At 51.5% G+C, this 25,376-nt stretch carries 18 protein-coding genes; 8 read left to right on the top strand and 10 right to left on the bottom strand.

Annotated elements, in window-relative coordinates; genetic code table 11:
* Positions 1-64: 64 nt before the first annotated feature.
* Positions 65-847, top strand: a complete 783-nt coding sequence (locus tag AD948_RS15965) for an enoyl-CoA hydratase/isomerase family protein (RefSeq protein WP_061472660.1) — start codon at positions 65-67, stop codon at positions 845-847.
* Positions 848-1,053: 206 nt separating this feature from the next.
* Here AD948_RS15965 and AD948_RS15960 read toward each other — a convergent pair whose 3' ends face one another.
* From AD948_RS15960 to AD948_RS15940, 5 genes are all read right to left on the bottom strand, one after another.
* Positions 1,054-3,492: a TonB-dependent siderophore receptor gene (locus AD948_RS15960; protein ID WP_248846068.1), complete on the bottom strand. Its 2,439-nt coding sequence runs from the start codon at positions 3,490-3,492 to the stop codon at positions 1,054-1,056.
* Between the two features lie 103 nt (positions 3,493-3,595).
* Complete coding sequence (locus tag AD948_RS15955; protein ID WP_061472659.1) at positions 3,596-4,573, bottom strand: FecR family protein; 978 nt, start codon at positions 4,571-4,573, stop codon at positions 3,596-3,598.
* A gap of 69 nt (positions 4,574-4,642) precedes the next feature.
* A complete protein-coding gene (locus AD948_RS15950; protein ID WP_039905333.1) occupies positions 4,643-5,164 on the bottom strand; it encodes an RNA polymerase sigma factor in 522 nt (173 codons plus the stop codon).
* Positions 5,165-5,421: 257 nt separating this feature from the next.
* Positions 5,422-6,537, bottom strand: coding sequence for a metallophosphoesterase (locus AD948_RS15945; RefSeq protein ID WP_006559799.1), 1,116 nt, complete (start codon positions 6,535-6,537; stop codon positions 5,422-5,424).
* Positions 6,538-6,696: 159 nt separating this feature from the next.
* Positions 6,697-7,677, bottom strand: a complete 981-nt coding sequence (locus AD948_RS15940) for an SDR family NAD(P)-dependent oxidoreductase (RefSeq protein ID WP_061472657.1) — start codon at positions 7,675-7,677, stop codon at positions 6,697-6,699.
* A gap of 122 nt (positions 7,678-7,799) precedes the next feature.
* Between AD948_RS15940 and AD948_RS15935 the strand changes: the two genes are divergently transcribed.
* From AD948_RS15935 to AD948_RS15910, 5 genes are all read left to right on the top strand, one after another.
* The gene (locus AD948_RS15935) at positions 7,800-8,381 is read left to right on the top strand and encodes a TetR/AcrR family transcriptional regulator (protein ID WP_039905334.1); all 582 of its coding nucleotides are present in this window, start codon (positions 7,800-7,802) and stop codon (positions 8,379-8,381) included.
* An 821-nt stretch (positions 8,382-9,202) separates the two neighbouring features.
* The gene (locus AD948_RS15930; protein ID WP_061472656.1) at positions 9,203-10,375 is read left to right on the top strand and encodes a low temperature requirement protein A; all 1,173 of its coding nucleotides are present in this window, start codon (positions 9,203-9,205) and stop codon (positions 10,373-10,375) included.
* A gap of 1,653 nt (positions 10,376-12,028) precedes the next feature.
* Entirely contained in the window at positions 12,029-12,313 is a 285-nt protein-coding gene (locus AD948_RS15920; protein WP_156479071.1) for a hypothetical protein, read from the top strand.
* 156 nt (positions 12,314-12,469) lie between these two features.
* Positions 12,470-13,189, top strand: coding sequence for a hypothetical protein (locus tag AD948_RS15915; RefSeq protein WP_061472653.1), 720 nt, complete (start codon positions 12,470-12,472; stop codon positions 13,187-13,189).
* A gap of 42 nt (positions 13,190-13,231) precedes the next feature.
* Positions 13,232-13,825, top strand: coding sequence for a hypothetical protein (locus AD948_RS15910; RefSeq protein WP_086897132.1), 594 nt, complete (start codon positions 13,232-13,234; stop codon positions 13,823-13,825).
* A 623-nt stretch (positions 13,826-14,448) separates the two neighbouring features.
* Here the strand turns inward: AD948_RS15910 and AD948_RS15905 are convergent.
* From AD948_RS15905 to betC, 4 genes are all read right to left on the bottom strand, one after another.
* A complete protein-coding gene (locus AD948_RS15905; protein WP_061472652.1) occupies positions 14,449-17,238 on the bottom strand; it encodes a bifunctional aconitate hydratase 2/2-methylisocitrate dehydratase in 2,790 nt (929 codons plus the stop codon).
* Positions 17,239-17,994: 756 nt separating this feature from the next.
* Positions 17,995-18,852: an MFS transporter gene (locus tag AD948_RS15900; RefSeq protein WP_156479070.1), complete on the bottom strand. Its 858-nt coding sequence runs from the start codon at positions 18,850-18,852 to the stop codon at positions 17,995-17,997.
* 287 nt (positions 18,853-19,139) lie between these two features.
* Entirely contained in the window at positions 19,140-21,533 is a 2,394-nt protein-coding gene (locus AD948_RS15895; protein WP_169797422.1) for a TonB-dependent receptor, read from the bottom strand.
* A gap of 7 nt (positions 21,534-21,540) precedes the next feature.
* Positions 21,541-23,070, bottom strand: coding sequence for a choline-sulfatase (gene betC / locus AD948_RS15890; protein ID WP_061472725.1), 1,530 nt, complete (start codon positions 23,068-23,070; stop codon positions 21,541-21,543).
* Between the two features lie 119 nt (positions 23,071-23,189).
* Between betC and AD948_RS15885 the strand changes: the two genes are divergently transcribed.
* Positions 23,190-24,119 carry a LysR substrate-binding domain-containing protein gene (locus tag AD948_RS15885; RefSeq protein ID WP_061472650.1) on the top strand — a complete coding sequence of 310 codons (930 nt, stop codon included), beginning with the start codon at positions 23,190-23,192 and terminating at the stop codon, positions 24,117-24,119.
* Here the strand turns inward: AD948_RS15885 and AD948_RS15880 are convergent.
* Positions 24,076-24,720, bottom strand: a complete 645-nt coding sequence (locus tag AD948_RS15880; protein ID WP_061472649.1) for a TetR/AcrR family transcriptional regulator — start codon at positions 24,718-24,720, stop codon at positions 24,076-24,078. The two genes, AD948_RS15885 and AD948_RS15880, sit on opposite strands and share 44 nt — an antisense overlap.
* A gap of 113 nt (positions 24,721-24,833) precedes the next feature.
* On the opposite strand from AD948_RS15880, the gene AD948_RS15875 reads away from it, so the two are divergent.
* The gene (locus AD948_RS15875) at positions 24,834-25,376 is read left to right on the top strand and encodes an OsmC family protein (RefSeq protein WP_061472724.1); all 543 of its coding nucleotides are present in this window, start codon (positions 24,834-24,836) and stop codon (positions 25,374-25,376) included.

Below are 25,376 nucleotides of genomic sequence, written 5' to 3'. Positions count from 1 at the left end.
CCTCTTCACGAGAGAGGTTCAAGAAAACTTCCTGATACATTGCAGGCAAAAGGCGACTTACATCATGTTCTCTCAAGCTCATATTCGTGTAACGTTTGACAAGCATATTGCCTTTCTTGTGATCGATCGGCCGGAAAAACATAACGCGCTTGATAATGATGACATCGACGCTTTATTGGCAGCATGTGCCCTTATTGAAACGACATCTCAAATCCGGGTCGTTGTACTCAGTGGATCTGGAGGCAAGGTCTTTTGCTCTGGGGGCGACATCATGGTCTGGAGCGCACTTTCGCCCCTGGATTTCGGGCGGCACTGGTTGCGGCGGGGCCATATGGCTTTTGATGCACTTGCCCGCTTGCGCCAACCTCTTATTGCCGTATTGAACGGACATGCCTTTGGCGGAGGCCTGGAACTTGCGGCGGCGGCTGATTTCCGCCTCATGGAAAGCCATGCACGCATAGGTTTGCCCGAACCCGGGTTGGGTGTGATCCCCGGTTGGTCAGGTACTCAGCGAGCTGTTCGTCGCTTTGGCGCTGCAAATGTGAAGCGGATGGCTCTTTTTGGTGAGATGATGGATGCACCCACTGCTCTCGCGGCCGGCGTAGTTGACGAAATTGTTCCACAGGAGAGCGGATTGAAACGTGCGCGTGAGCTCGCAATAAAGGTCTCTGAGAGAGCTCCCGTTGCAATCGAAGCCGTGAAAATGCTGATTAACACGGCAGAAGGCGAAGAAGGAGGCCGCGCTGCTGAAGCACTGGCTGGTATTTGCGTTGGTTACACAGATGACCTGCAAGAGGGCGTTCAGGCTTTTCGCGAGAAACGCTCTCCTGTGTTTCAGGGAAGGTAGAAATTTTTACGTCCCCTGCCCTTTTTAGAGAAAACGGAGTGTAACCTCCTCATTAGATACTCAACAACGCCTCACGCATGGTTAATGAAACCGTTCCTTGCGTGGTTATCCGCTGGCGTTAGTCTCGCCGGCTCTTACAGCTATGCGCGCAAATAAAAGGTAAATGAACCGACGTCGGAAAACGAAATATTTCAAAGTTAAAAATTCTACCAGTTGTATCGAATACTACCAATCACGGAACGATGCATATTCTGGTAACAGAAATCAGACTGGCACGTAATAATCTGTCGATTGGCGAGGTTGTTCAGGTTCACAGCAAACTGCAATCCCTTCAATTGTGATGAGATCGCTTCGAACCGATAGCGCAGGGCAGCATCCATCAGGAACTGGGATTTGTTTTTGCCTGTTGCATTGCTATCCCCTCGATAGCTGGACCCGATATAGCGGATGCCGAAACCCGTTCCCAACCCTCGGAGTGGTCCACTCTGGAATGTATGGTCGATCCATCCGTTAGCCACATTGCGAGGGATACCCGAGGGTATTTTCCCCACGACAGATGCATCCCCTGACTGCTCAACCATATCCAGATAGGTATAGGAGGCATTGAAGCTGAAACCTGCCCCCAGATCTCCTGTTGCCGAGACCTCAAACCCGCGGGAGCGTATTTTGCCGCGCTGGATCTGATAGGTGCCAGTGGCATCACTTGGGTCCGTTGTCAGCCCGTGATTCTGATGAACGTCAAACGCCGCCCCCGTGAGCAAAACCTTTTTGTCAGGCGTCTGATATTTCATGCCAACTTCATACTGGTTTCCCGTAATTGGGCGAAACGGTGTCCCTTCCTTTGTCTGACCAATAGTCGGGTTGAATACGGTGGAGTAGGATGCATAGGGTGCGAGACCAATGGCTGACATATATGTCAGTCCGACCCTGCCGCTGAACGCCTGATCGTTCTGTTTCTGGCTCGTATGGCTGTAATAGTTGCCGCTATTGGTGGACACCCAGTCATGGCGGCCACTCAACGTAAGAAGCCAACGGTTATACCGGATCTGATCCTGCAGATAGACACCCGCCTGCGTCTGGCCTGAATGGGCAATGGAATAAACCGATGGCTGCGATATGGCCTGCTTACCGTAATTCTGGCTTACCAGATCAAGGGATGGTGCGGCGCCATCGGCATAGCTGGTACGGTAATCGGTAAAAAGGTAATCCACGCCAAATAGAATCTTATGCGCCACTGGCCCCGAACGGACATCGAATTTTGCCTGATTATCCAGTCCGACGGAATTCAGTTGTTCACGCACTTGTCCCGCACGCCGCGTCGCACTTGTACCGTCATCCGAAAGTCCGGTCAGATAGAGGTATTTGGCATTCCCGTCTCCATGCGCGTAGCGAAAATTCTGCTGCACGGCAAAAAAGTCCGTAAACCGGTGTTCTAATTCATACCCCAGCCGATAAGTCGTGGAATCAAAGGTGTTCCATTTTGAGTCGGCATAACGAATATTGGTCAAAACCCCTTCATTTGTCTGGTAATTGAACATCGTGCCGCCTGTTCGGTCCTTCTGGAACGCGGTCAGCACGGTCAGGCGCGTTTTATCATCCGGACGAAAGGTAAAGGCGGGAGCAACATAGATCCTGTTGTCTCGCACTGCGGGCATCTGGGTATTACTGTCACGAAACACGCCAGTCAGACGGTAGGTAAAACGTTTATCAGAAGGCAGCGTACCGCCGAAATCAAAATCACCTTGATACCGACCATAATTACCTACCTGAAACTGCACTTCGTTAATGCGCTGGCTGGTTGGCCGTTTGGACACCATATCCACCAGTCCGCCAATGCCCGACGTGCCATAAGTTGCCGAAGCCGGACCATTGATAACGCTAAGTGCATCCAACCCATAGGGTTCGGTCCGGAAACTCAGTAGAGAACCTGCAACTGGCTGGCGCAACCCGTCGCGGAACTCACCATAGGAGGTCACGTCAAACCCACGAATAATGAACTGGTCCTGACGCGGCGAAAACCCATACACATTGGTCCTGACACCGGGACTGTAGCTGACCGCATCAGACAAGGTCTGCACATTGCGGGCATCAAGTTGCCCCCGTGTAACAACAGAAACGGTCTGGGGTATTTCAATCAGCGGAGTGTCCGTTTTCGTGCCCGCGTGAGAGGCATAGGCTAGAAAACGTGGTGGGGTACCAATAACCGTTATCTGTTCGGCATGGGGCACTTCATCAACCGGTTGGCGCATCATGGCCCCTCCTACCCGCACGGGCCGCAACGTGATCGGGGCAGTGGCGGGCGCAAGCGTGATACTGTTCGCGCCTGTCAGTCGAAATGCCACGCCAGTACCAGAAAGAAGATGCCCAAGCGCGATTGTGGCCTCATACTCCCCCCTGACACCGGGCGAGACAACGCCAGTTTCAATCTGCGTGGTATAGACGACCTGCATGCCAGTTCGGCGCGAAAAAGCCTGTAATGCTGCCCCCAGCGGCTGCTGCGCAATGTCAAAATGCATAACACGTGCCTTGCCTGCCGCTGACTGCTGTGCCAACGCCGAGCGCCCGCCAACGGGCGAAAGCACAATACCCAACGTTAATGCCATGGATAGTGTAATGCGACGTCCCGCCGGAGCGATATGCGACAAGTGAAGGCCCTTCATAAAAACGCCAGACATGACTGCAAATGCGAGTTGTTATTATCGCTTGCATTCCTAAGACGTCTCTCGTGACCGTCTGCCTAACCCCTTCCTACGTTTTTTTTCCGCCACTCCGCCGTACCAGCACAGTATTACCGGGCAAATGATACAACCTGAGATGCGCTCCGGCTGCGAGAGCGTTCAACGCATCGTCAGGTTTCCGCAGATCCACCATGGCCGTAACGGGGGAAAGATCATCAAGATGATCCACAACCAACGTCAGACCCGATCGATAACGGGCGATGGCTGCAATCACCACCTTCACGGGCACCGCAGTCAGCACAAGCTGCCCGTCCCTCCATGACGCCACTCTCTCTGCCGCCACATCCGCCTGCCGTGTGATCTGGCCTGTGTGTTGCCACAAGGCACGTTGTCCTGCCGTCAGGATAATGGATTGCCCCCCAGCGCGCCCGGAAACACGCACCACGCCGCTTTCCACGGTCGTCTCAACCCCTCCGGTCGCGCGGTAATCCACTTCAAACGCTGTGCCAATATCTTCCGTGACGCTGCCTGCGGCTTTGACCCTGAAAGGATGCTCCGGATCATGCCGCACATCGAACCAGACACGACCGCGCAGTAGCTCAACGGTGCGTGTACGCGCCCCATAATGCACCGCAATTGCGGCATCAGCATCCAAAACGGCCTGTGTGCCGTCTGCCAGCGTGAAGGCGCGAATGTCAGAGCCAGTCCGGTGATCGGCATGTAGTCTCATCCACACATCGGGACCGATCAGAAAAGCCGCCAGACAGGCAGCCGCAGCCAGTCCCGTTGCAGCAAAAAGGCCTTGCCTGCGCCTCCTTGCGGCTCGCTGTCCCACAGGTTCGCGCGGGGCAAGATGCTCTCCGATAACGCTCAGGCTGCGCCATAATTTTAATTCGTGTTGAAAAACAGCATCATGATGCGCATCCGCCACCCAGTGCCGGTAGGCAGCCATTTCTGGCTCCGTGATGTCACCAGACGCTAGCCGCGCAATCCAGTACCGGGCTTCCTGCGTCGCAGCGCGATCAGATGTTGCATTGAAACCAGTCATATCTGCTTTCGGAACGGTTTATAGCCTACCCAGCGGGACAGGGACATTCCGAAGCCCCCGCATCCCTATTTATCCGTGACGGGAACAATCGTGGCTGTTGCGAGCATCCCCCAGCAAGGTAATTGCACGCCTTATATGCTTTTCAACAGTGGTGCGCGAAACCCCAAGCATAACAGCAACATCACGCAACGGCACGTCTTTCATACGGTTCAGCCAGAATACCGTGCGGGTTGGCTCGGGCAAGCGTTCGGCTGCGGCCATGACACGTTCCAGTTCCTCACGCGCCAGAAATGCCTGCTCAACATCGGGCGTACTTTCATCCCCATACAGGATTGACCGCGCCTCGGCCTGCAAGCGCTCCATACGCGCTTCGGCACGCCCCTGATCGACCGCCAGATTGGACGCCAAGCGGTATAGATACGCTTTTCCGTTATGGATTGGCGGATTGTCACCCACGCGCTGGATACGAAGCCAGAGCATTTGCAGCAGATCATCTGCCGCCATGGTCCGGTTCACTTTCTGGAAAAGGCGGCTCAACGCGTTACGTTCGGCAGTAAAGGCCTTATTCAGTATGGTAAGGTTGCTCGACATAACGCCCATATTCCTTTGGTCAGATGGACACGTTTCTGACCAATTCGCCCTTTTGCTGTTCCTTCATACTCCCCCTGGCGAGGAGGAGTTGCGAACAATTATTATCTCCCTAACGTAGCCTCTCCTTTCGGGCAAGAGAGCAAGGCCACTGATTATGTCCCGTCTATTTTTGGCTCACCGGCCATTCATATCTTGCTCGGGAGGAAGACGGTTATGACTTCCCCCTTCCCGAGAAATGAATCAACAAGCTTCGCACGTTATCCTGCGCGCAGATGGAAACACGTGATTTCAGGAGGTCTGCCGAGCCGAAGCGCGAAGCCCGGCCATAGCCCGGTGCCATTACTGACATAGAGCGTCATGCCGTCCACATCGTAGCGCCCGGAGACAAATCCATTATTCCCACGCGCCACGAGACGATCGAGCCCCAGAATCATCCCCCCATGTGTATGTCCCGACAACTGAAGGGCGACACCTTGTGCCGCAGCAGTACGCGCGTCCCCCGGCTGATGGTCAAGCAACACAACCGGAGCCTCGGCGGGACGACCATCAAGGGCCACAGCCAGATCCGGCCCGGTGTGCCCATGTTGCGGTGCCGAGCGATCAGTTACGCCAGCAAACACCAACTGGGCCGTTCCCCTCGTGATCACCACGTGGCTGTTCAATAGCAAATGAAAGCCCAAGCTCGACAGATGGCGCAGCCAGTCAGCGTAATCGAAGTAATATTCATGGTTGCCCGGAATTGCCAGAACACCATCTGGCGCATGCAACTGCGCAAGCGGCGCTACGTCAGCACGGCGCATAGCCACCGAACCATCAATGAAATCGCCTGTAACGACGATCATATCGGCTCCGACCGCGTTGGTGCGCTCCACGACCGACGCAGCCCATCTGGCCGGAAAAAGGCGACTGATATGCATGTCACTCAACTGGACCAATCGATACCCGTCGAATACTGGCGACAACCCCCGAATAGTGACGGTTACATCCCTGACCGGAGGCACCTTTAGCGCGTTGGCCACGCCAATAGCGGCGAGGACCCCGGCAATACCCCCTATGGTCTCCCGCGCTCCAACCGAGATGTAAACCGGCTGCCACGTGGCCAACGCCATCATTAGCGCGCCAAGATCAAGCCCGATCTGGAGGAGTGTGAGAAACAGAATTGCCCCAAACGCCCAGTTGAACAAAATGATAAAAGGCCGAGGAAATTCCGGTGCGAAGACTGACCCCGAGGACAACCGGGACCAGTAATGATAGAGCGCAGCAACAACCACCAAAGCCGCCGCAATGACCTTCACACCCAAAGGCAGTGGCAGCGGCCAGAGCCAGTTCAGGATCACGACAAGCAGGGGCAAGCCAAAAACAACAAGACGCAAAGCAGTCAATATCCTCTTAAAAAAGCAGCAGTGAAGCGTCTCTCACCGCTCCCCGCGTTCTGATCATGCAGCATGGCCGTAAATTGATGGTATCTCTATTTGTGAGGCAGAATCACTCGTTCCTCTTCAAGAACGTGAATTCCGCCACCGATCAAAGCTTCAGGAGAAACGCTCTCCGACCATATCCTCACTTTTCGCCCAAAGCGCTTCTGCATGGGCCGGATCAAGAGCGTAGGCACGCACACCGTCACTGACCAGACTGATCGGCTGGTCATTCGGCACCACCTTGCTCACATGGCAGTCTTCGCAATACTGACCGCCTACTGCCTCGGCTTCCGCCACCACACCCGCCCAGACCGACGTGGCTGCGCCTTGAGGAATGGTCTTGAACTGGAATGGCGGTTTTCCTTCCGCAGCAGCCTGTTCATTGATGCCTGCCAGCATGGCCTCGATTGCGCCATCCTGCATATGACGCACCAGTTCGGTCATAATCCCGCCAGGATGAATTGCGGTGGCTCTCACCCCGCGTGCCCGATGCCGCACATCAAAGGCAACGGCGAAAAGGATATTGGCTGTCTTGGAGCGTCCATAAGCGACAAAAGGGTCATACGGGGTCTGTTCAAAATTTGGGTCTTCCAAATCAACGTCTGCAAAACGATGACCGGCTGAAGACACATTCACCAGACGAGCGCCGTCGCGCATCAGCCCCGCAATCCGATTGATGAGGACAAAATGCCCCAGATGATTGGTGCCGAACTGCGTCTCGAACCCATCCTTCGTATGCCCGAACGGCGTAGCCATAACGCCCGCATTAGCGATAACCAGATCAAAGGGCAGCCCGCTTGCGTTCAATTGATCAGCACAAGCGCGGACGCTCGCCAAATCTGCTAGGTCCAGACCTATCAGTTCGAACGTTCCACCGCCATGGTCAGCGTCTGCGCGCACCTGTGCTGTAGCACCTTCTGCTTTTGCCAGATTGCGCGCCACACCCACCACGTGGGCCCCATGCGCGGCAAGGGCACGTGCGGTTTCAATCCCCAGCCCTGCGGAAACGCCCGTCACGAGGATACGTTTGCCCTTCAGGGATACACCGGAGAGAACTTCTTCTGTTGTTGAGCTTGCGCCAAAAATCTGTGTCATTGGGAGAACTCCTTGAGAAGGATGCATCCGTTTTTTGCCGAAACGGCATTCAGGATGTTATGTGGAGCATCACTCCGGTTTGTATATACGGAGGGCTGCTCCGTTTAACAAGAGAGAAACAGGTGACAGACGTAAATAAGCCACGCCGCCGACCGCGCAGCGACGGACAACGCAACAGAGAGCACCTGCTGCACGTGGCCAAGGCTGCGTTCACAGCGGGAGAAGTTGACATTCCTCTGGATGAAGTCGCTCGCCGTGCGGGGGTGGGCATCGGGACCCTTTATCGTCATTTCCCCAATCGGGATGCTCTTATTGAAGCAGTCTATCGTGCTGAACTCGATCGCCTTGCCGAAGCCGCACCGGTGCTTGCCGCGCAGCATCCGCCAGTAGAAGCGCTTCGCGCGTGGATGCTACTGTTCGTGGATTACATTGCGGCCAAACAGGTCATAGCCCCCGCCCTTAAAGGACTGGTCGGCGGGACGAGCACGCTTTACGCGCAATCAGGCACAGTGCTCCAGACTGCAATCGACACTCTTGTCGCGGCTGCCGTCAAGAGTGGGGACATCAGCACGAATATTGAACCAGTTGACCTGCTTCGTGCCTTGGCTGGCGTCTCAAATTTTGCCGCAGGCCCCGGCTGGGAGAATAGTGCGAAGCGCCTTGTCGATATTCTCATCGCGGGATCACGAACGCCAGCATCGTAATGCTGGGGCATTATGCCTCATCCGCTATACCCCTCCGACCTTACCAGAAAATATCATAGATAAAGACGAAAGCGGCGCCGCTGCTTCCGCCTTTATCTGACTGTTCCACTACCAACCTGCACTTTCCAAAAGCTGACACGCCTTCCCGGAAAGAGGCTGCCTATTCCAATCCTTGAGTTCGTTCTCTATAAAGCCCCGCGCCCCCTCAAGCCCGCTATATTCCAAGACGCACGTCGGGTCATGCACACTGCAAATACGTCACTTGGGGACATTGAGAAAAACCAACGTAGTTGATCAGCCTCCGCTCGCCACCAATGCGTCTGCATGCGCTCCGTGACCGGTCGGAGTGTCTTGAGAGAAAGCACTCCACGCTTCTGTCTTTCAGTTGCGCAGGCATAAGACATCTCTTCCAAAATACTGTTCATTTCTATTATTTTAAAGAAATCCTTTATCTTTATATGAAAACCAGAACCTCTCCGCCCTCCCGCTTTATATTTAGTAGCCCACACTACCCTTCGCGCACTGGTCCGCATACCTCGGCCAGATATTTTACTCATGCGACGTGCTGAAGCATTTCAGTCTCCATGACTCCAGAAAGTCCCAGTTCTTTCTCAGGCTGATGAAAAGGTGAAAGCAGGGGGTGGCACGGCACCTCTCCCCGTTTTCAGCAACAGTGATGGGAAAATTACAACCGAATGGTGAAATTTACGAATGCGTGATAACTGGAAAGAAAAAGTTTTGAGCTTTCAGAGCTTGTGATGAGCATAAAAAGCCATTGTGGCAGCAGTAATGACCTCATATGAGGCCGGGTGAGACGTTCAATGGGTTTCCAAAATCAAATAGGTCGTCCGTTTATTAGAAAATCAGAAAATGGCCACGTTGAAGTGACAACGGAAGAGCTGTTTTTTGATCTGATTTACGTTTTTCTTGTAACACAGATCAGTCATGGATTGCTCCATCAACTCGGCTGGACTGGTTTCCTGCAAACCCTCGTTCTCTGGTTTGCCGCATGGCTGGGGTGGCAATATACAGGATGGGTTACCAACTGGTTTGATCCGCGATCTGCCTCACTACGCTGCGTTCTGTTTGCGTCTATGGCGCTCGCTTTATTATGTGGTGCAGCAGCCCCCGAAGCATTTGGTGTCCGCGGGCTGGATTTTGCAATCTGCTATACAGTCATGCAAGTAGGACGCTCTGCATTTGTTGTCGCCAAGCTACCAGAAAATCATGCATTGCTTCCAAACTATAAGCGTATTCTGGGATGGAATGTCATCAGCGGAGTTTTTTGGATTGCAGGAGCATTCTGCTCCCCAGATGAGCGTCTTGTTTTATGGGGTGCGGCAGTTCTGTGTGAATACGTCTCCCCCATGTTTGGTTTCTGGTTGCCGTTTCTGGGCCGATCTCATACGTCAGACTGGACAATTTCAGGTAGCCATCTGGTAGAACGGTGTCAGCTTTTTGTAATGGTCGCATTAGGTGAAACCATCATGGCGTCAGGGCTGTCCATGGCGCGCAGCGAGTTATGGACCACACCTGTACTTTTGGGATTTTTTATAAGCTTTCTATGCACAATCGCTATGTGGTGGCTCTATTTTGGCACATCCACAAAGCAGGCAGAACATGCCATCACACATTCTTCAGATGCAGGCCGCTTAGGCGCTTATTTCCATTATATCCATGCCATTCTCATTGCTGGCATTATTGTAACAGCAGTTGGAATGGACATTCTGCTGGAAAATCCGTTGGAGGTTGTGTCTGGCCCGGCATTGCTTGCCATGGTTTTAGGCCCCGTCCTCTATCTTTCTGGAAGTGGCATTTATCATCGGATTGTAACCTCCAGTTGGCCCATTTTTCAACTTATCGGGCTTGCCTGCTTTTCCCTTTTATTTTTGCTCGGTCAATCGCTCTCAGCTTTGACACTTGCTGGAATTGGCACACTTTTATTGCTGGGTGTCGCTTGGGGCGTGGAAAGACAAAATAAAGCCGGGATATGAACATTCTTCAGGTGAACGGATAAAAGATGATTCCATTTTTACTGAATGCTGGCTTGAGAGGGTAAAATAAGACAGCCTGATGTGTTTGATGCCTGAAGGCTCTCTGGCTCCCCAAAGTAGATTGGGCCAGCATGGAGCACAGTCTGGTCGGTCGTTTACACAATGCGCGGGCAATCCGGCTGCTTCATGAAGAACAGAACGATTTGAAGCCTGCGCCTCTCCTTTTATCTACTTTTATATGAAACTGTGTGAGGCAGGATGTGCCTTTATATCCTGTCCTCCCGATTGATACGCAGCACACTTGCGAGCCACCCTCTCCCATCAGAACAACGCGTCAGCTTTTTCTACAGCGGCAAGACTGCTCTCCAATGACCGTAGGAGCCTTGTACTATCAGGGATAATGGAAACCGCGCCGCTCATACGCGCCAGTAACCTTGTTTGGCAACGCACTTCCAGTTTCTGGATCATCGTAAAAATCGTCGAGCGGTATAGTTCGAACATATCGGAAACAGACGAGAAACTCTCGGCCTCGACCGCACTTAATCAAAATGCCACAGAGAGCCATCTCCGCCCCCCCCCACCAGATACAAGATGCTATCGTAACCCGTTTGTTCGTATTTCTCGACATGTCTTGTCGAAAATGACGGATTTATCGCGATATCATAGATGATAATCATCCTGAACGGAAAGCATGACAGGCATCTTATGGAGTAACAGGGAAACCCATCTATGACGGACGACAGTCTTAAGGAGAAAACCGTCCTTGTTGCCGGCCCCCCGAAGAACCGGCGGGATCGACCGCGCGTACGTTAGGAGTTCCAGCATCATTGCAACCCACTACAATAGTGTCCCCCAAAAGCGCCCATTGAGCAGTTTACCCGCTCAACTTCGAAAGAATACGGCCCTCCCCTGTATTTCGATAAATGCAATTGAATTGGGACCAATGGATAACTGCTCTTTTATGGTCAGAAAGCTCCGGATACAGTGGCGTTCCATAAATCAGCAGTCGGCTTTTCTGCCTCCATTAGGGCAGGACTATGTTACACCGTAGGCCGTGCGCCTTTCGTTCGTTTTCCTATAGTCAACGGATGAAGGCTGACCGGTCAGACCATTCTGGTCAACAGTAGCGACACCATGAATTACTCTATTCAATGCCCAGCGCTATCCCTTTGGAAAACTAATTTCCACTTCTTCATCATGTCAAAATGACAATGGCTGAGTGTGAACGTTGAACAAGCACCGATCAAACGAGGAAAAATTTAATGATGCAAATCTGGAAAAAAGCGTGCTTTAGCGGCCTGTTCTTATGTTTGAGTGGATGTGCTGACATCAGTTCGGCATTAAACACCGTGGAGGTCACGCCACATATGCTGGATGATCACACAGTGGCCATCTCGGGCTCAGGAAGCGGCACTGACTCTATGAGCAGCGTGCAACAGGCCGTGTTTCGCTCTGCTGCCACAACGGCAAAGAGTTCCGGATATCAGTATTTTTTGGTCCTGAATGAACAGAAGACGCAGGTTCCCGGCCCGTCTTCATCATATGGATCAAAAAAATCCCGGCATACATATCAGCTTATGCAGCCCAGAGAGGAGTTAACCGCCCGCTTCTACCGAACGGGCGAAGTTGATCCCAACCAAGCCGGTGTGTTCAATGCAGATACTGTCCTTGCTGAGAGCACCAAATAATGAACAGCGGGGCGGCCTATTCATCGTCTTTTATGCTGTCATGATGGGCATCATCGGGTGCAAGTTCCGCGGCGGTGATCTGGTATCTGTGTATTCAGTCATGTCCATCGCCTCGGGCGTCGGATCATTTATCGGCCCCGGTGCGACCGGAGTGGCCATGGATATCACGAAGCACGGCCTGCCCTATTTTGCAGCTTTCGCCTGCCCCCTGTTCGTCATGCTACCAACCCTGCGAACGAAAGGAGCATAAAAATGCACGCCTTTTGGACTGGCTCGATGGACGTCAGTGTTTAGCCATAAGGACAAAATCACTAAAGCTTTGGCGCATTTTTCCTCCTTTTAATGAAAGAACACTGAACCCATGATATTTAAAATCCGTACAATGCGCAGAACTCTATCAGGACTTATGACAGTTTTCCTCATTGGGTTTTCCACGCACATATCCTGCCAGGCGCATGCTGAAGATTTACGTGCGTTCACTGATTATGCCGGTGCAATAGGTGAAATACCGATCGGTATGACGGTGTTCGTGTCTGGCAATAAGATTGCTGACGGAAGTCATTATTATTACAGAAAATATCTGAAAGACATTCCTCTTACCGGAACTGCAGGAACAGAACTGCATCTTACCGAACCCGGTGGAGGTGTATTCGTGCTACATTATGTGGATAACAATTCGTCTCCTGTCACAGCAGAAAACAGCACCGGCCTAGCAGGAACATGGAGCGGTAACGGTCATACTCTTCCTGTTAAACTAGATCTCCAAAGTGGAGGCTCTTACATCCTCGGACGTCGATATGCCGACATAACCAATAAGAGTGACGCTCAATTTGAGGAACCTATCAAGGGGTTTTATTACGCTACCATTGGAGGGCGACCGGCAGATGCGGCACGGTTCGTAGCATTTCCTTTGCGGGTCAATACGGGTTCCCCCAAGCCTCTGATGATCCACAATGCTTCCGAATTGCAGCAGAAATGGAAAAGCATCTTTTCACCCGCTTGGCTGAAGGCGCTTGCTGCAGCTTCACCGCACGATCTATCCACCACCAAAGGTCAGGCCATGATTGGTGCCGGGCTCGCTTTTTTTGGAGACGATGGACTGGAAGTTGTCAATGCCATTCCCTGAGAACGAAATGGTCTGAGAAAGCTGACAAGGAGCAACTTGATCGTGGTGCCGCATCCATTGACCTCTCCCGATATTTTCCAGCATGTCCGCATCATCATGGGAATGGTGGTCGGTCTGAGCGTCACACGTCTCCTTACCGGGCTTGTGCGCATCATCCAACACCCGACGCAGACACGCATTTATCCGGTTCACATTGGGTGGGTGTTGACGCTGCTTCTGATGCTGATGCATTTCTGGTGGTGGGAGTTGTGGCTGATCGAACTTCCAGTCTGGACGTTTGAAACCTATCTGTTTCTGATCCTCTATGCGATCATCCTGTTCTTTCTGAGCGCTTTTCTTTTTCCTGATTCTATCAGCGATTATACAGGATATGAGGATTTCTTCATTTCCAGACGAAAATGGTTTTTCTCCTTTTTTGCGCTGACCGTTGTGTTTGATCTTATTGATACACTCATCAAAGGCCCGGCGCACTACGCCCTGTTTTCGATCGAATATTGGTTTCGTGTGCCCGTCTATCTTATCCTATGTGGCATAGCGATTATCTCAACTGATCGCCGGTTCCATATTGGGTTCGTTAGCCTTGGCTTGCTCTATGAGATGTCATGGATCATCCGACATTTCGAAACGTTATCGTAAAGGAAAGACCATATCAGATCTGAACATATTCTCTCTGAAATCCCGTGATCCGGTTACGAAACTTATGGGATTACCTTTTCATACTTTCATTGAAAAGCATCATGCAGGAGCAGCACATCAAAACTGAAACGCTGACATTTGCATTCCGGTTCGTGCGCAAAATCCTTCTATATCGGCTATAAACCTACCTGCCCCGTCATTTTATAGAAAAGTCTCATTACTTATCGACAGCATCTCCGCGACGAAGCTCTTCTGTTACTTTGTCAAAATCGTATCAACTGCCAACCACTCGCGCGTTCTGCGAGGGAGCAGCAATTTAGGGGTATATAACCCCTAGTTTCTTATCAATCATTTCGGGTTCTGGCATGAACCGCCGACGGCCTATGGGCGGCAGCGGACATAGAAGAGACGGCATTTATAACACTATCATCGCCGCCAGACGCCTCGGCAGCCCGTTCCTCTTGATCGAGGATGCAAAGATGAGCAACGTCCCTACTGATTAACACCATAGACCGGACATCCACTCACCGGCAAATTCAACCGATTAGCAGCATGTCCGGGCAAGGTGTCAAACGGAACGCTTCCTTCCTACTTCCGAATAATCAAGCCTTAGAAGGAAACCCTTAATAATGGACAGACAAGGAATCCATTGGAACAGCTTTGGGCGGAGCGAACTTGGTTAGCTCAATCCCTTCGACAGCGACCTTATATTCTTCTTTGGTCGGCATCCGCCCCAGGATCGCTGACAACACCACGACCGGGGTCGAGGCCAGAAGAGATTCACCCTTCTTCTCGCCGGAATCCTCAACGACACGTCCCTGGAACAGACGGGTAGACGTCGCCAGAACAGTATCGCCCTTTTCTGCCTTCTCCTGGTTGCCCATGCACAAATTGCAGCCCGGACGTTCCAGATAGAGGATGTTTTCGTATTCGGTCCGCGCGTTAGCCTTCGGCAGCAGATCATCGAATTCAAAACCGGAATAGCGCTCAAGGATTTCCCAATCGCCCTCGGCCTTCAGTTCATCAATGATATTATAGGTGGGCGCAGCGACAACCAGCGGTGCCTTGAACTCCACTTTTCCTTCGGCTTTCTCGAGGTTCTTGAGCATCTGTGCCACGATTTTCACATCGCCCTTGTGCACCATGCAGGAACCCACGAAACCCAGATCCACTTTCTTGCTGCCACCATAGTAAGAAACCGGACGAATGGTGTCATGGGTGTAGCGCTTGGACACATCGGGGTTGTTTACATCAGGATCGGCGATCATCGGCTCGTCGATCACATCGAGATCAACTACAACCTCGGCAAAATATTTCGCATTGTTATCCGGGGCCAGTGCTGGCTTTTCGCCCGAGCGTATTTCGGCAATACGTTTATCAGCTTTGGCAATCAGGCCCTTCAGCGTGCCTGCTGCATTTTCCATGCCCTTGTCGATCATGATCTGGATGCGCGATTTGGCGATTTCCAGCGATTTAATCAGCGGCTCATCCTGCGAGACACAGATAGAGGCCTTTGCCTTCATCTCGGCTGTCCAGTCGGTGAAGGTGAAAGCCTGATCGGCAAGCAGTGTACCGAGATGCACCTCAATGACGCGCCCCTGAAAGACGTTCTCGCCGCACTGTTTGAGCATCTGCGCCTGGGTTGCATGCACCACGTCACGGAAATCCATGTGTGGCTGCATCGTGCCTTTGAACGTCACCTTGACCGATTGCGGGATCGGCATCGTCGCCTCGCCCGTAGCAAGTGCCAGCGCCACGGTGCCCGAATCGGCACCGAAGGCCACGCCCTTGGACATGCGGGTATGGCTGTCACCACCGATGATGATCGCCCAGTCATCAACAGTAATGTCATTCAACACTTTATGAATGACGTCCGTCATCGCGTGATAGACACCCTTGGGGTCGCGCGCGGTGATCAGGCCGAAGTTGTTCATGAACTTCATGAGCTTCGGGATGTTCGCCTGCGCCTTCTTGTCCCACACGGATGCCGTATGGCAGCCTGACTGGTATGCGCCGTCCACCAAAGGAGAGATGACGGTCGCCGCCATCGCTTCAAGTTCCTGCGCGGTCATCAGGCCGGTTGTGTCCTGAGAGCCGACGATATTCACCTTCACGCGAACATCCGACCCCGCATGCAGGACCTTGCCCGGCGTTACACCAACGGCGTTACGGTTGAATATCTTCTCGACTGCGGTCAGGCCCTGACCTTCGACCGTAAGTTCCTTATTCGGAGCAAAGACCCGAGGAGCCTCGATCCCCAGCGTCTGAGCAGCAAATGTCTGGAGCTTCTTGCCGAAAACGATAGCATAAGAGCTACCCGCCTTCATGAACTCCATCTTCTGGGGTGTGAATGAAGCAGCAATATCAACCAGTTCCTTGCCGTTTTCGTCGCGGAGCTGCTTGTTCTTCACATCGATCTTCAGAACGGTACCAGTCGCAACCGAATATTTCTGCTCAAGGATAGGATTGCCATCCTTGTCCAGAACTGGTTTGCCGTCTTCACCTGTCTTCCGGACCCAGTTTTTCAGGTTCAGGCCAATGCCGCCGGTCACGTCAACTGTTGTCGCAAAAATTGGCGAGATACCGTTAGTACCTGCGACGATGGGAGCAAAGTTGACGAAGGGAACATAGGGGCTGGCCCGCTTGCCGGTCCAGAGCGCCACGTTGTTCACGCCCGACATACGCGACGAGCCGACGCCCATCGTGCCCTTTTCAGCGATCATCATCACTCGTGCATCAGGATGCTGCTTCTGCAGCGCAACGATTTCTTTCTGTGCCTCGGGCGAAATCATGCATTGACCGTGCAACTCGCGGTCTGAACGCGAATGTGCCTGATTACCGGGCGACAGAAGATCGGTCGAGATATCCCCTTCTGCTGCGACAAAGGTCACAACCTTGATCTCGTCTTCAACATCCGGAAGCTTGGTGAAGAACTCGGCCTTGGCATAGCTCTCGAGCACGTCCTTCGCGACGGCATTGCCAGCCTTGAAGGCATCGCGCAGCCGGGACATATCGGCGTCATAGAGGAATACCTGGGTCTTCAGCACTTCGCCCGCCTGTTCGGCGATCGGGCCGTTGTCTCCGAGAGCGATGTCCAGAAGCGCCTTGACCGATGGGCCGCCTTTCATGTGCGAAAGCAGTTCGAGGGCAAAGTTCGGCGTGATCTCCGGAACGACTGTTTCGCCCAGAACGATCTTCTTCAGGAAGTCCGCCTTGACACCTGCGGCGCTGGTTGTGCCGGGCAACGTGTTGTAAATGAAGAACTTGAGAGCATCTGCCCGGTGTTCGTTACCAGTATCCTCAATCAATGTAATAATATCGCGGACTAGTCCACCATCGTCGATCGGTTTGGGAGCGAGCCCCTGGTTTGCTCTGTCCTTGATTTCGGCCAGGTAATCTGAATAGGCGTTCATCGCAATCCCAACGTCATAGAGGTGTATCGATCTGAAGCGTAGCCACACAAACCAGCTATCGCTCGCTTCACTTTAAGGCCTGACTGATCCCAGCTACGCTAGCATTTGTCATTTCAATTTTCCGGTACTGAGAGAGACGAAAGAGCCTAAGACACCCGCTTCGTTCAGCCCTTGGATGAAGACCTATTACTTAATGAAGCGATATCCAATCAAGAGCAGTCTGTCGAAAGGCTCCATCCGCGTTTTCATATTACAACACGTCTCGGCCACCTGCCCTATAGGGCTCTCCCCTCCCTTTTCGCTCCCAGATAGCGGCTAAACTCCTGACTATCCCTATCGGCAGAAAAGCCAGAATTAAGGCTTTTTGCCCCCTCCAACTGGTGATCGTCACCATTGGAAGGTGTTTTGTCACGATCGCAAAAGCTACCTACCGAATAGGCCGATCTTCGTCGGGCTCGCCGCCACCGACCCGAACACAATGATCAGTCGAATAGAACTGATTGAAAAAATGACGCCTGAGGCAATCGTCCTCCAGTCGCCGTGGAGAGCCGGATCATGCTCTGAAAACCACTTTGGCCCGGATTTATCGCTACGGCTCTCATAGTCATCGCGGAAGGAACGCCTCCATCGACACAGGGCACCAAGGTGGCCTTATTTTGTGCTCCTCTGACGCCATAGTCAGACAGTTACTCTATAATCAGAACACAAAATATGTTCGTCACGGCCTCCCGACCAAAAACACATCGAACATAACAGCTATGGAGCCACCATCTTGTGTGGCTTAATAAAAACGACACAGACGGCTGATATAAGACACAACAAAAAGCTCAGAAAGCCGACCCACATATAATGTCCGCTATTACCTGCACAGCCAGCAAGCAATGTAGTACCCGCCTGAGAAAGCATCCAGGCACCGCCGGAACGAGCAGCCAACTTCCCCGATGGGTCAACCAGACAAGTCAGACCGACCAAACCCGGATAGATAAAGAACCACAAACCATAGTTTAACGAAAATGCTGTTTTGAAAAGTACCCCAGACGGAGGCCATGCCTGAAGAATACAGATCACTCCTGTCAGAATAATTGCAGGACTCAGCAAGCGCATGCTTGCCCTATTCTGGCTCAACCGGACACCCACAAGGCAGATACATAAACCAAATATGTTGGCAAAAGCCGATAACGAGCCAAATGACATAGGCGTCAGCCCGACTGATACTGCAATTCGTTCGGTAAATGGCCAGACCGCAAGGCTGCCGCCAGTGTAACACAGAACGGCAAGCAAGGCGGCAAAAGCCTGCCCGGACATCGGATGATGATCTTGCAATCGTTTCTGAGGTTCGCTCGCCGTATCTGGCAGTAACCTCATAAGAGGCACCAGAGCAAAAACAATAAGTGCCAATGTTAAGAAAATACCCTGCTGCCCTGTGGCATCGCCAATATAAGGCAGAAAAAGGCTGGATGCAGAAAAAACAATGGTCTGTACAACCATAACAAAGGAGAGCACAAAAACAGGCTGGCCCAGCCGGCTGGCACCAATATTGACGACTGCATTCAGCGCACCAAGCCCACACCCTGACAAAATACGTAAACCCAGCAGCCCCCAGAGCACATGCACGTAAGCAGAGCCAGCTTGTGCTGCAATAACACAGCACGCAGCGATAAGGGCGAGCAAGCGCAAACGCACACGATGCACGTGGGACGCAATGCCTGTCATGGCAGCAGCATATGAAAGCATTTCTACGCTGCTCCACAAACCAGCCTGTGCCGTAGTCAGTTGGCCACTTTTTATCAACTCCCCTACCGCGAATGGACCTAATGAGTTCATACTATGCGCGGCACAGTCTGCCGCACTGATAGCAGCCAAGGTTATGAAGCCAATTTTACGTGTTTCCCCCAAAGCCATTACAGGGACCGCATGACTTCAAAGCCAAAGGAGCGCAAATCACCCGGGTAGCGGCTGATATTACGGTTGAAGAACTCACCAAACGCGTTTGTATAAGTCATCTGGTTTGTAATATTGTGCAGCCAGACGGCGACTTCTGTTTTTTCATCAACGGAATGCCAGGCAAATCTTACATTCCCGGTAATAACAGGCTTTTGGGAAAAGGCTTTCCGCACTAACGCCAGTGTTTGAGGTGAAGCAAGAAAAGCGGCTGGTGTTGAGGGATGCACATCAGACCAGGCCTGGAAACGATAACGGCTTGTATAACGCCAGTCAGTCTGGATTGTGAAATCACCAAAGGATACGGGAATTTTATAACTCAACAAGAAATTGGTCGTGACATGAGGCGCACGTTCCAACGGCTGCCCGGACAGATTGACAGGGTTCCCACCATTGAAAGGTGTCGGCGCGCTCGCATTCCGGAAATTGGTATAATGCGCATCCTGGTAGGACACACCGAAAGAGCCAAACAGGTTTTCAACCGGGCGCACCTGCCCTTCAAATTCAAAACCATTGGAAACAGCGCGCGCAGCGTTTGTTGTGTGCGTACCGGTATTCTGCAGAATTGTAACCTGCATGTTGTTGTAATCATAATGAAAACCGGAAAGATTAAGCTGAGCCTTGCCCTGCCATAGCCGGGCCTTTATCCCCCCTTCGTAATCAGTCAGCACTTCGGGGTTATACAGACTGAAGTCTGATGCCGTTGCAACATATGTATTGTAATTACCCGTACGAAAACCACGCGCATAACGTAGATAGCCAATAACACCATGCGCAAAACGATATTTCAGGCTTGCATCTTCGCTGTCTCGGTTAAACGTTTTCTTCAGGGGTGGACCGCTAAGACTCTGGCCTGTAGCTGGGTCAATAAATGTGCCTGTGTTGGTATTAATATAGGTAAGTGCCCGATTTCCCGTATAATAGGGGTTTGAGCTCAACGTATTGTAAGCCCACGCTTCACCATTGGCAGTGCGGGTTTCAGACGTAAAGCGGCCCCCAATATCAAGCGTGAGGCGACGTGTCAGATCAAAGGACAAAGCCGAAAAAACCGCGGCATCCTGCGTATTGATATTAAAGCTGGATGCGTTGCCATTCACACCAAAGTCAATCGGGCTATAAAGAGGCTGCTGGCTGGAAGATTGCGTCATATTCCGCAGATAATAAACACCTCCAATATAGCGTATTTTCCTGTTTTGTGGAGACGCGACACGAATTTCATTACTCAAAACACGCGCTACACCACCAATATTTTCCTGATAATCAACGGAAGCCGGGCTGGCATCATCATCTGAGAAAACGTTGAAATGGTTCCATTCCAGCGCGAAAATATTGCTCAGGCTCCAACCGCTTTCAAACTCATAACGCGCATTGACAGAAAGCCCTGCCCGCCGGGTTGTCGCATCCGTACGCCCATTATTTTGGATATTTCGTCGGGAGGCTTGAGCGTACCCTTGCGCATCTGTTCCCCCCTCCAGCAGCCCGACATGATCAATAGGCACTTCCGTTCTGTTCCGCCCAAGATGGGCCTTGATCAGAATGGAGAAATTATCAACTGGCTTTGCAAGGATCTGCCCACGCATATCATAATATTGATAACCACCCGTCGGGTTTTTATGCGTACCATTATAATACTGACCATCCATACGTCTATTCACTATGGCGAAACGGGCCATCAGTTTATCTTTTATAATTGGGCCGCCAATGGCCCCCTCTTCGCCCCACAGACCATAATTGCCGGCAGTACCACGTACATAACCATCCAAAGCATTGGTTGGTTTTTTGGTATAATAAGAAACCATTCCAGCAGTTGTGTTCTTGCCCTGCAAGGTTCCTTGCGGACCACGAAAAACCTCTACATGGTCAAGGTCATAAATTGGCGTTCCTTGAGATGCACCGCTATCTAGAAACACTTCATCTTCAGAAACACCAACGGCTGTTGTCATGTTGGCTGAAAAATCATTTGTACCAATACCACGCAGGCGATAACGCGGGTTTGTCGAACCAGATGTGCTTTCTGCCATCAACCCAGGAATATCACGCGCCAACGAAAGTGCATCCCGCACACCTGTTGTCTGAAGTGTCTTGCCTGTCAGGGCCACAACAGAGGCTGGTGTATTGGCAACCTGTTGCGTTCTTCTGTTGGAACGTACTGTAACTTCCTCCAAAGTTGACGATTTCTTTCGTTGGGCCGCAACACGAGTATCATCTTTCTGACTACTCTTCTTTTGCACATTCCCGCTGGAAGCGACAAAAATCGGATGAGGCTCTGTTTCTGCGCCATACGCAGCGCATGTTGCTCCCAAAGAGATGACAAACGCGAAGGAGGCGCGATAAGGAAGGCGATAGAATATCATGGTGATATTACCCAATACCCTGTGGTAACAGCCGGGCTTCTGCTTCAAGCTGTTCCAAAGGTTTATGATGGCGGATATAGGCACGATGTGCGTTAGCCGGGGGCTGATAATCCCACGCCGTACAGCGGCCTGTCGCCAAGGCACGTTTTACAAGCGCCCGCCTTTGCTGACTTAGCACTACAGTTTGACGAAGCTGATCAAAATTCCACCGTTGAAGAGCTTCGGCCTGAAAAGCCTTTACCTTGTCCTGATAAGCAGGAAGATGTGCAAGATTGCTTACTTCATCTGGATCATCCACCAGATCATATAATTGATCAGGGTCGTGCGGCGTATAGAGAAATTTCCATTTGCCACGACGGATCATGACAGTTGGCTCAAATGTCCCTTCTCCAAGATATTCACCGAACACTTCATCCGCCCAAGCCTTCTCGCCTTTAAGAAGGGGCGTTAAATCTCTGCCTGTTACTCCTGGGGCTGACGGCGCACCGGCCAGCCCGCAGACTGTCTCGCCCACATCAGCCAGACAAACAGCCTGATCGACATGCCGTGACGTCCCTTCCGGGAGAACGACAAGAAGCGGGATGCGGCTGGCCCCTTCTCGAAAGGACATTTTATACCACTGCCCATGCTCACCAAGCATTTCACCATGATCACTGGTGAAAATGATGGCGGTGGTTTTGTCCAAGCCTGTTTGGCGCAATACATCGACCAGTTGCCCCAGCTGATGATCAATGTAAGAAATAGCGCCATAGTAAGCACGCTTTGCACGCAGAATATCGGCGTCGGAAGGACGTTGTACATCAATTCCGCATGCCGCACGAATACGCTCTTCGGCGGGATGTTTTTCTACTGAATCTGGAACCCGAGGCAGAGGGATATCGCTTTCTGCATACAAATCCCACCATTCCGGTGTAATATTGAATGGGTCGTGCGGATGAGTAAAAGACACAACCATGCAAAACGGTCGTTTGTCGTCTCTCTGCCGAGCCAGGTCGAACAACTTCCGCCGCGACGCAAAAGCAACTTCTTCATCAAAATCAATCTGGTTGCTCCGCAGCACTGGTCCGGCATTCAGAACGGAATCCATGGAATGGTACCAGTCTGGCCGGTCTTCTTTGTTCTGCCAGTCTGGCACCCAGGTAAAATCTGACGGGTAAATATCCGTTGTCAGCCGTTCTTCAAAACCATGAAGTTGATCCGCGCCGACAAAATGCATCTTTCCTGCAAGAATGGTTTGATATCCGGCATTTCGCAGCCTGTGGCCGAACGTTGGAATGTCTGAATGCCATTCACTGCCATTATCCATAATACCGCTTTTAGAGGGCATAAGGCCGGTCATGAACGCACCACGAGAAGGCCCGCACAAAGGGCTAACCGTATACGCATTGGTAAAAACGGTACCACGTTCTGCCAAACGGTTCAGGTTTGGCACGTTTGCAGGTGAAGGGTCGCGTCCGCCAAGGTAGGCAGGCAACGCAAGGGCCGTGAGCTGGTCTGCCACCACAACCAGAAAATTCAGCGGAACGCTTTGTGTCACTGTCTCTCTTTCCGTTATCATTTTTCACTATTTAAAATAGTTTTAATTGATAAAAATAAACCATTAATTGCGTTATTTTTGATGTATCTACGTTTATATATGTTGTATAAGCACGCCTTATGACACCGAATCAAGCAGACTATCTGTTACGCTCACTCCGCCTGATTGAGACTGTCGGTCGATGTGGCAGCTTCAGCACGGCGGCACTTGAGCTTGGCATGACCCAACCCGCAGTCAGCCAGCAGGTTGCGCAACTGGAAAAGCTTTTAGGAGTTGTCTTGTTTGAGCGGCGCCATAGGGGCGTTTCAGCCACCCGCTATGGCCAAATGTTACATACAACGACAACTGATGTGCTGACTCAGTTATATGGCACCATGGAAATAATTCACGGCAGCAGTTCTCGTGAAACACTAACAATTCTGACCGATTACGGATTTGCAGCAAACTGGCTTTTGCCCCGTTTGTCAGACTTTGAAGAAAAACATCCAGAAATTGATGTCAGCCTCCTGACAACACAAGCTAGACGAGATGCCAGGATAGACCATCGAAACACCCAGCATGATGTTTCCATTCTTTTCGGGGAAAAGCCGCAAACACACGATATATCGACTATCTGCCTATTTCAGGAAGAAATTGTTCCTATCTGCAGTGCGGTATATTTGAAGGTAGCCGGCCCCTTTAACCATCCACACGATCTGCTTGAGGCAAAGCTTTTACATTTAAGCGGCCCTGACCACCAGTGGTTTACCTGGGCAGACTGGTTTCAAGCGGTCGATGCATCATGCTCTTTAAAGTCATATTCAAAGAATGGCCTTTTCTTTGGAAATTACCCACTCTTACTTCAAGCAGTTTTACAGAACCAAGGCATTGCGCTGGGCTGGAGGCCTCTGATTGATGATTTAGTAAAAACAGATCAGGTTATTGTTTTGAATAATAAGCCAATAAAAAGCAGACGAGGTTATTTTCTTTCTTCCTCCCTGAACAAGAAAAGACATATTGACAGTTTCATTCAGTGGATATTGGCGCAATCAAAAATGAATCAAGTATGATTTTTGCCATTGCTCCTGCCTCCAAACCGAACCTCGGATCTTTTGCAAGAAGAGACTTAATAATGCTTCCATCTATGAGGGTCATTAACATAGATGCAAGGACATTACTTTCTCTTAAACCTACATCCTCACATAAATCGACCAGAAACCCATTCATTGCTGTTTTATGCGCATTAAATATCCGCGTGATTTCTGGGGACTCTCCTTCAAATTCAATGGCTGCTTTCATGATCAGGCAACCGAAATAGTCCTTCCGTGAAAACCACTCGAACAAAGCCGTAAAAACCAACGGTATCCGCCCATAGTGCGGATCAGCCTCTCCGCCATTTACATATGAAAAAAGCCAATCTCTCCACTGTTGAGCTTCCTTCTCCACGGCGGCTGCAACCAATCCTTCTTTGGTCGAAAAGCGGTTGTAAAGCGTCATCTTTGAGACACCTGCGCGAGAAATGATTTTTTCGACGCCAGTGTTTTTTATGCCGTTCCTGCAGAACAGCCAGATAGCTGCCGTGACGAGTGCATCCCCGGCATCCCGATTTGAAGCGGAACCTTCTGTTTCAGGCGCGTAGGTCGGCAGGAGAAGAGAAAGAGTGTGATCCATGGTCTTTTCCTACCACGCAATTTGGTTGTTGACGACATAGACTGACCGGTATACCCATAAATAACGATATTGAATGATAATAACGTTTTTAATCGTTATTTATGGAGTGGGAAATGCCTGAAACATCAACTGTAACCACATATCTTCGTCCGATTGACCGGGATGGTCTTCTTAAATTTGCTGAAAAAGGCAAAGCGAACCCTGATAATTTTGGGACTAATAAGGTTCATACAGTGACCGAAGGACAATACCGGACACTCAGTTATGTGGGAGACCACGCGCCGGTTGTAGTTGATGAACCCCTGCATCTCTTCGGCCAGAACACCGCGCCAGCCCCGGGTGAAATCGTACTTTCGGCCCTCGGCGGGTGTCTGGCAGTCGGCATTACTGCCGTTGCAACATACCGCCAGGTCAAGCTGAGCAAACTTGAACTCTGGCTGGAAGGTGACATTGGAAATACAGCCGCCTGGGGCGCGGGTGGCGCAGACCGTAAACCTGAGGAAATGGGATTCAAGCAGGTTCGCGTCCGCGTTAACGTAGAAGGAGATGCACCACGCGATGTTCTCGACGAGATTGTCGCACATGCCAATACATTCTCACCGGTCGCCAACACACTCCGCAACCCGGTCCCGCTGACCGTCAGCTTGACCGACTGA

This window comes from Acetobacter senegalensis (assembly GCF_001580995.1).
Taxonomy (GTDB): Bacteria; Pseudomonadota; Alphaproteobacteria; order Acetobacterales; family Acetobacteraceae; genus Acetobacter; species Acetobacter senegalensis.
The sequence above is the reverse complement of the archived record's forward strand: the minus strand, read 5'-3'. Positions and strand labels throughout refer to the sequence as shown.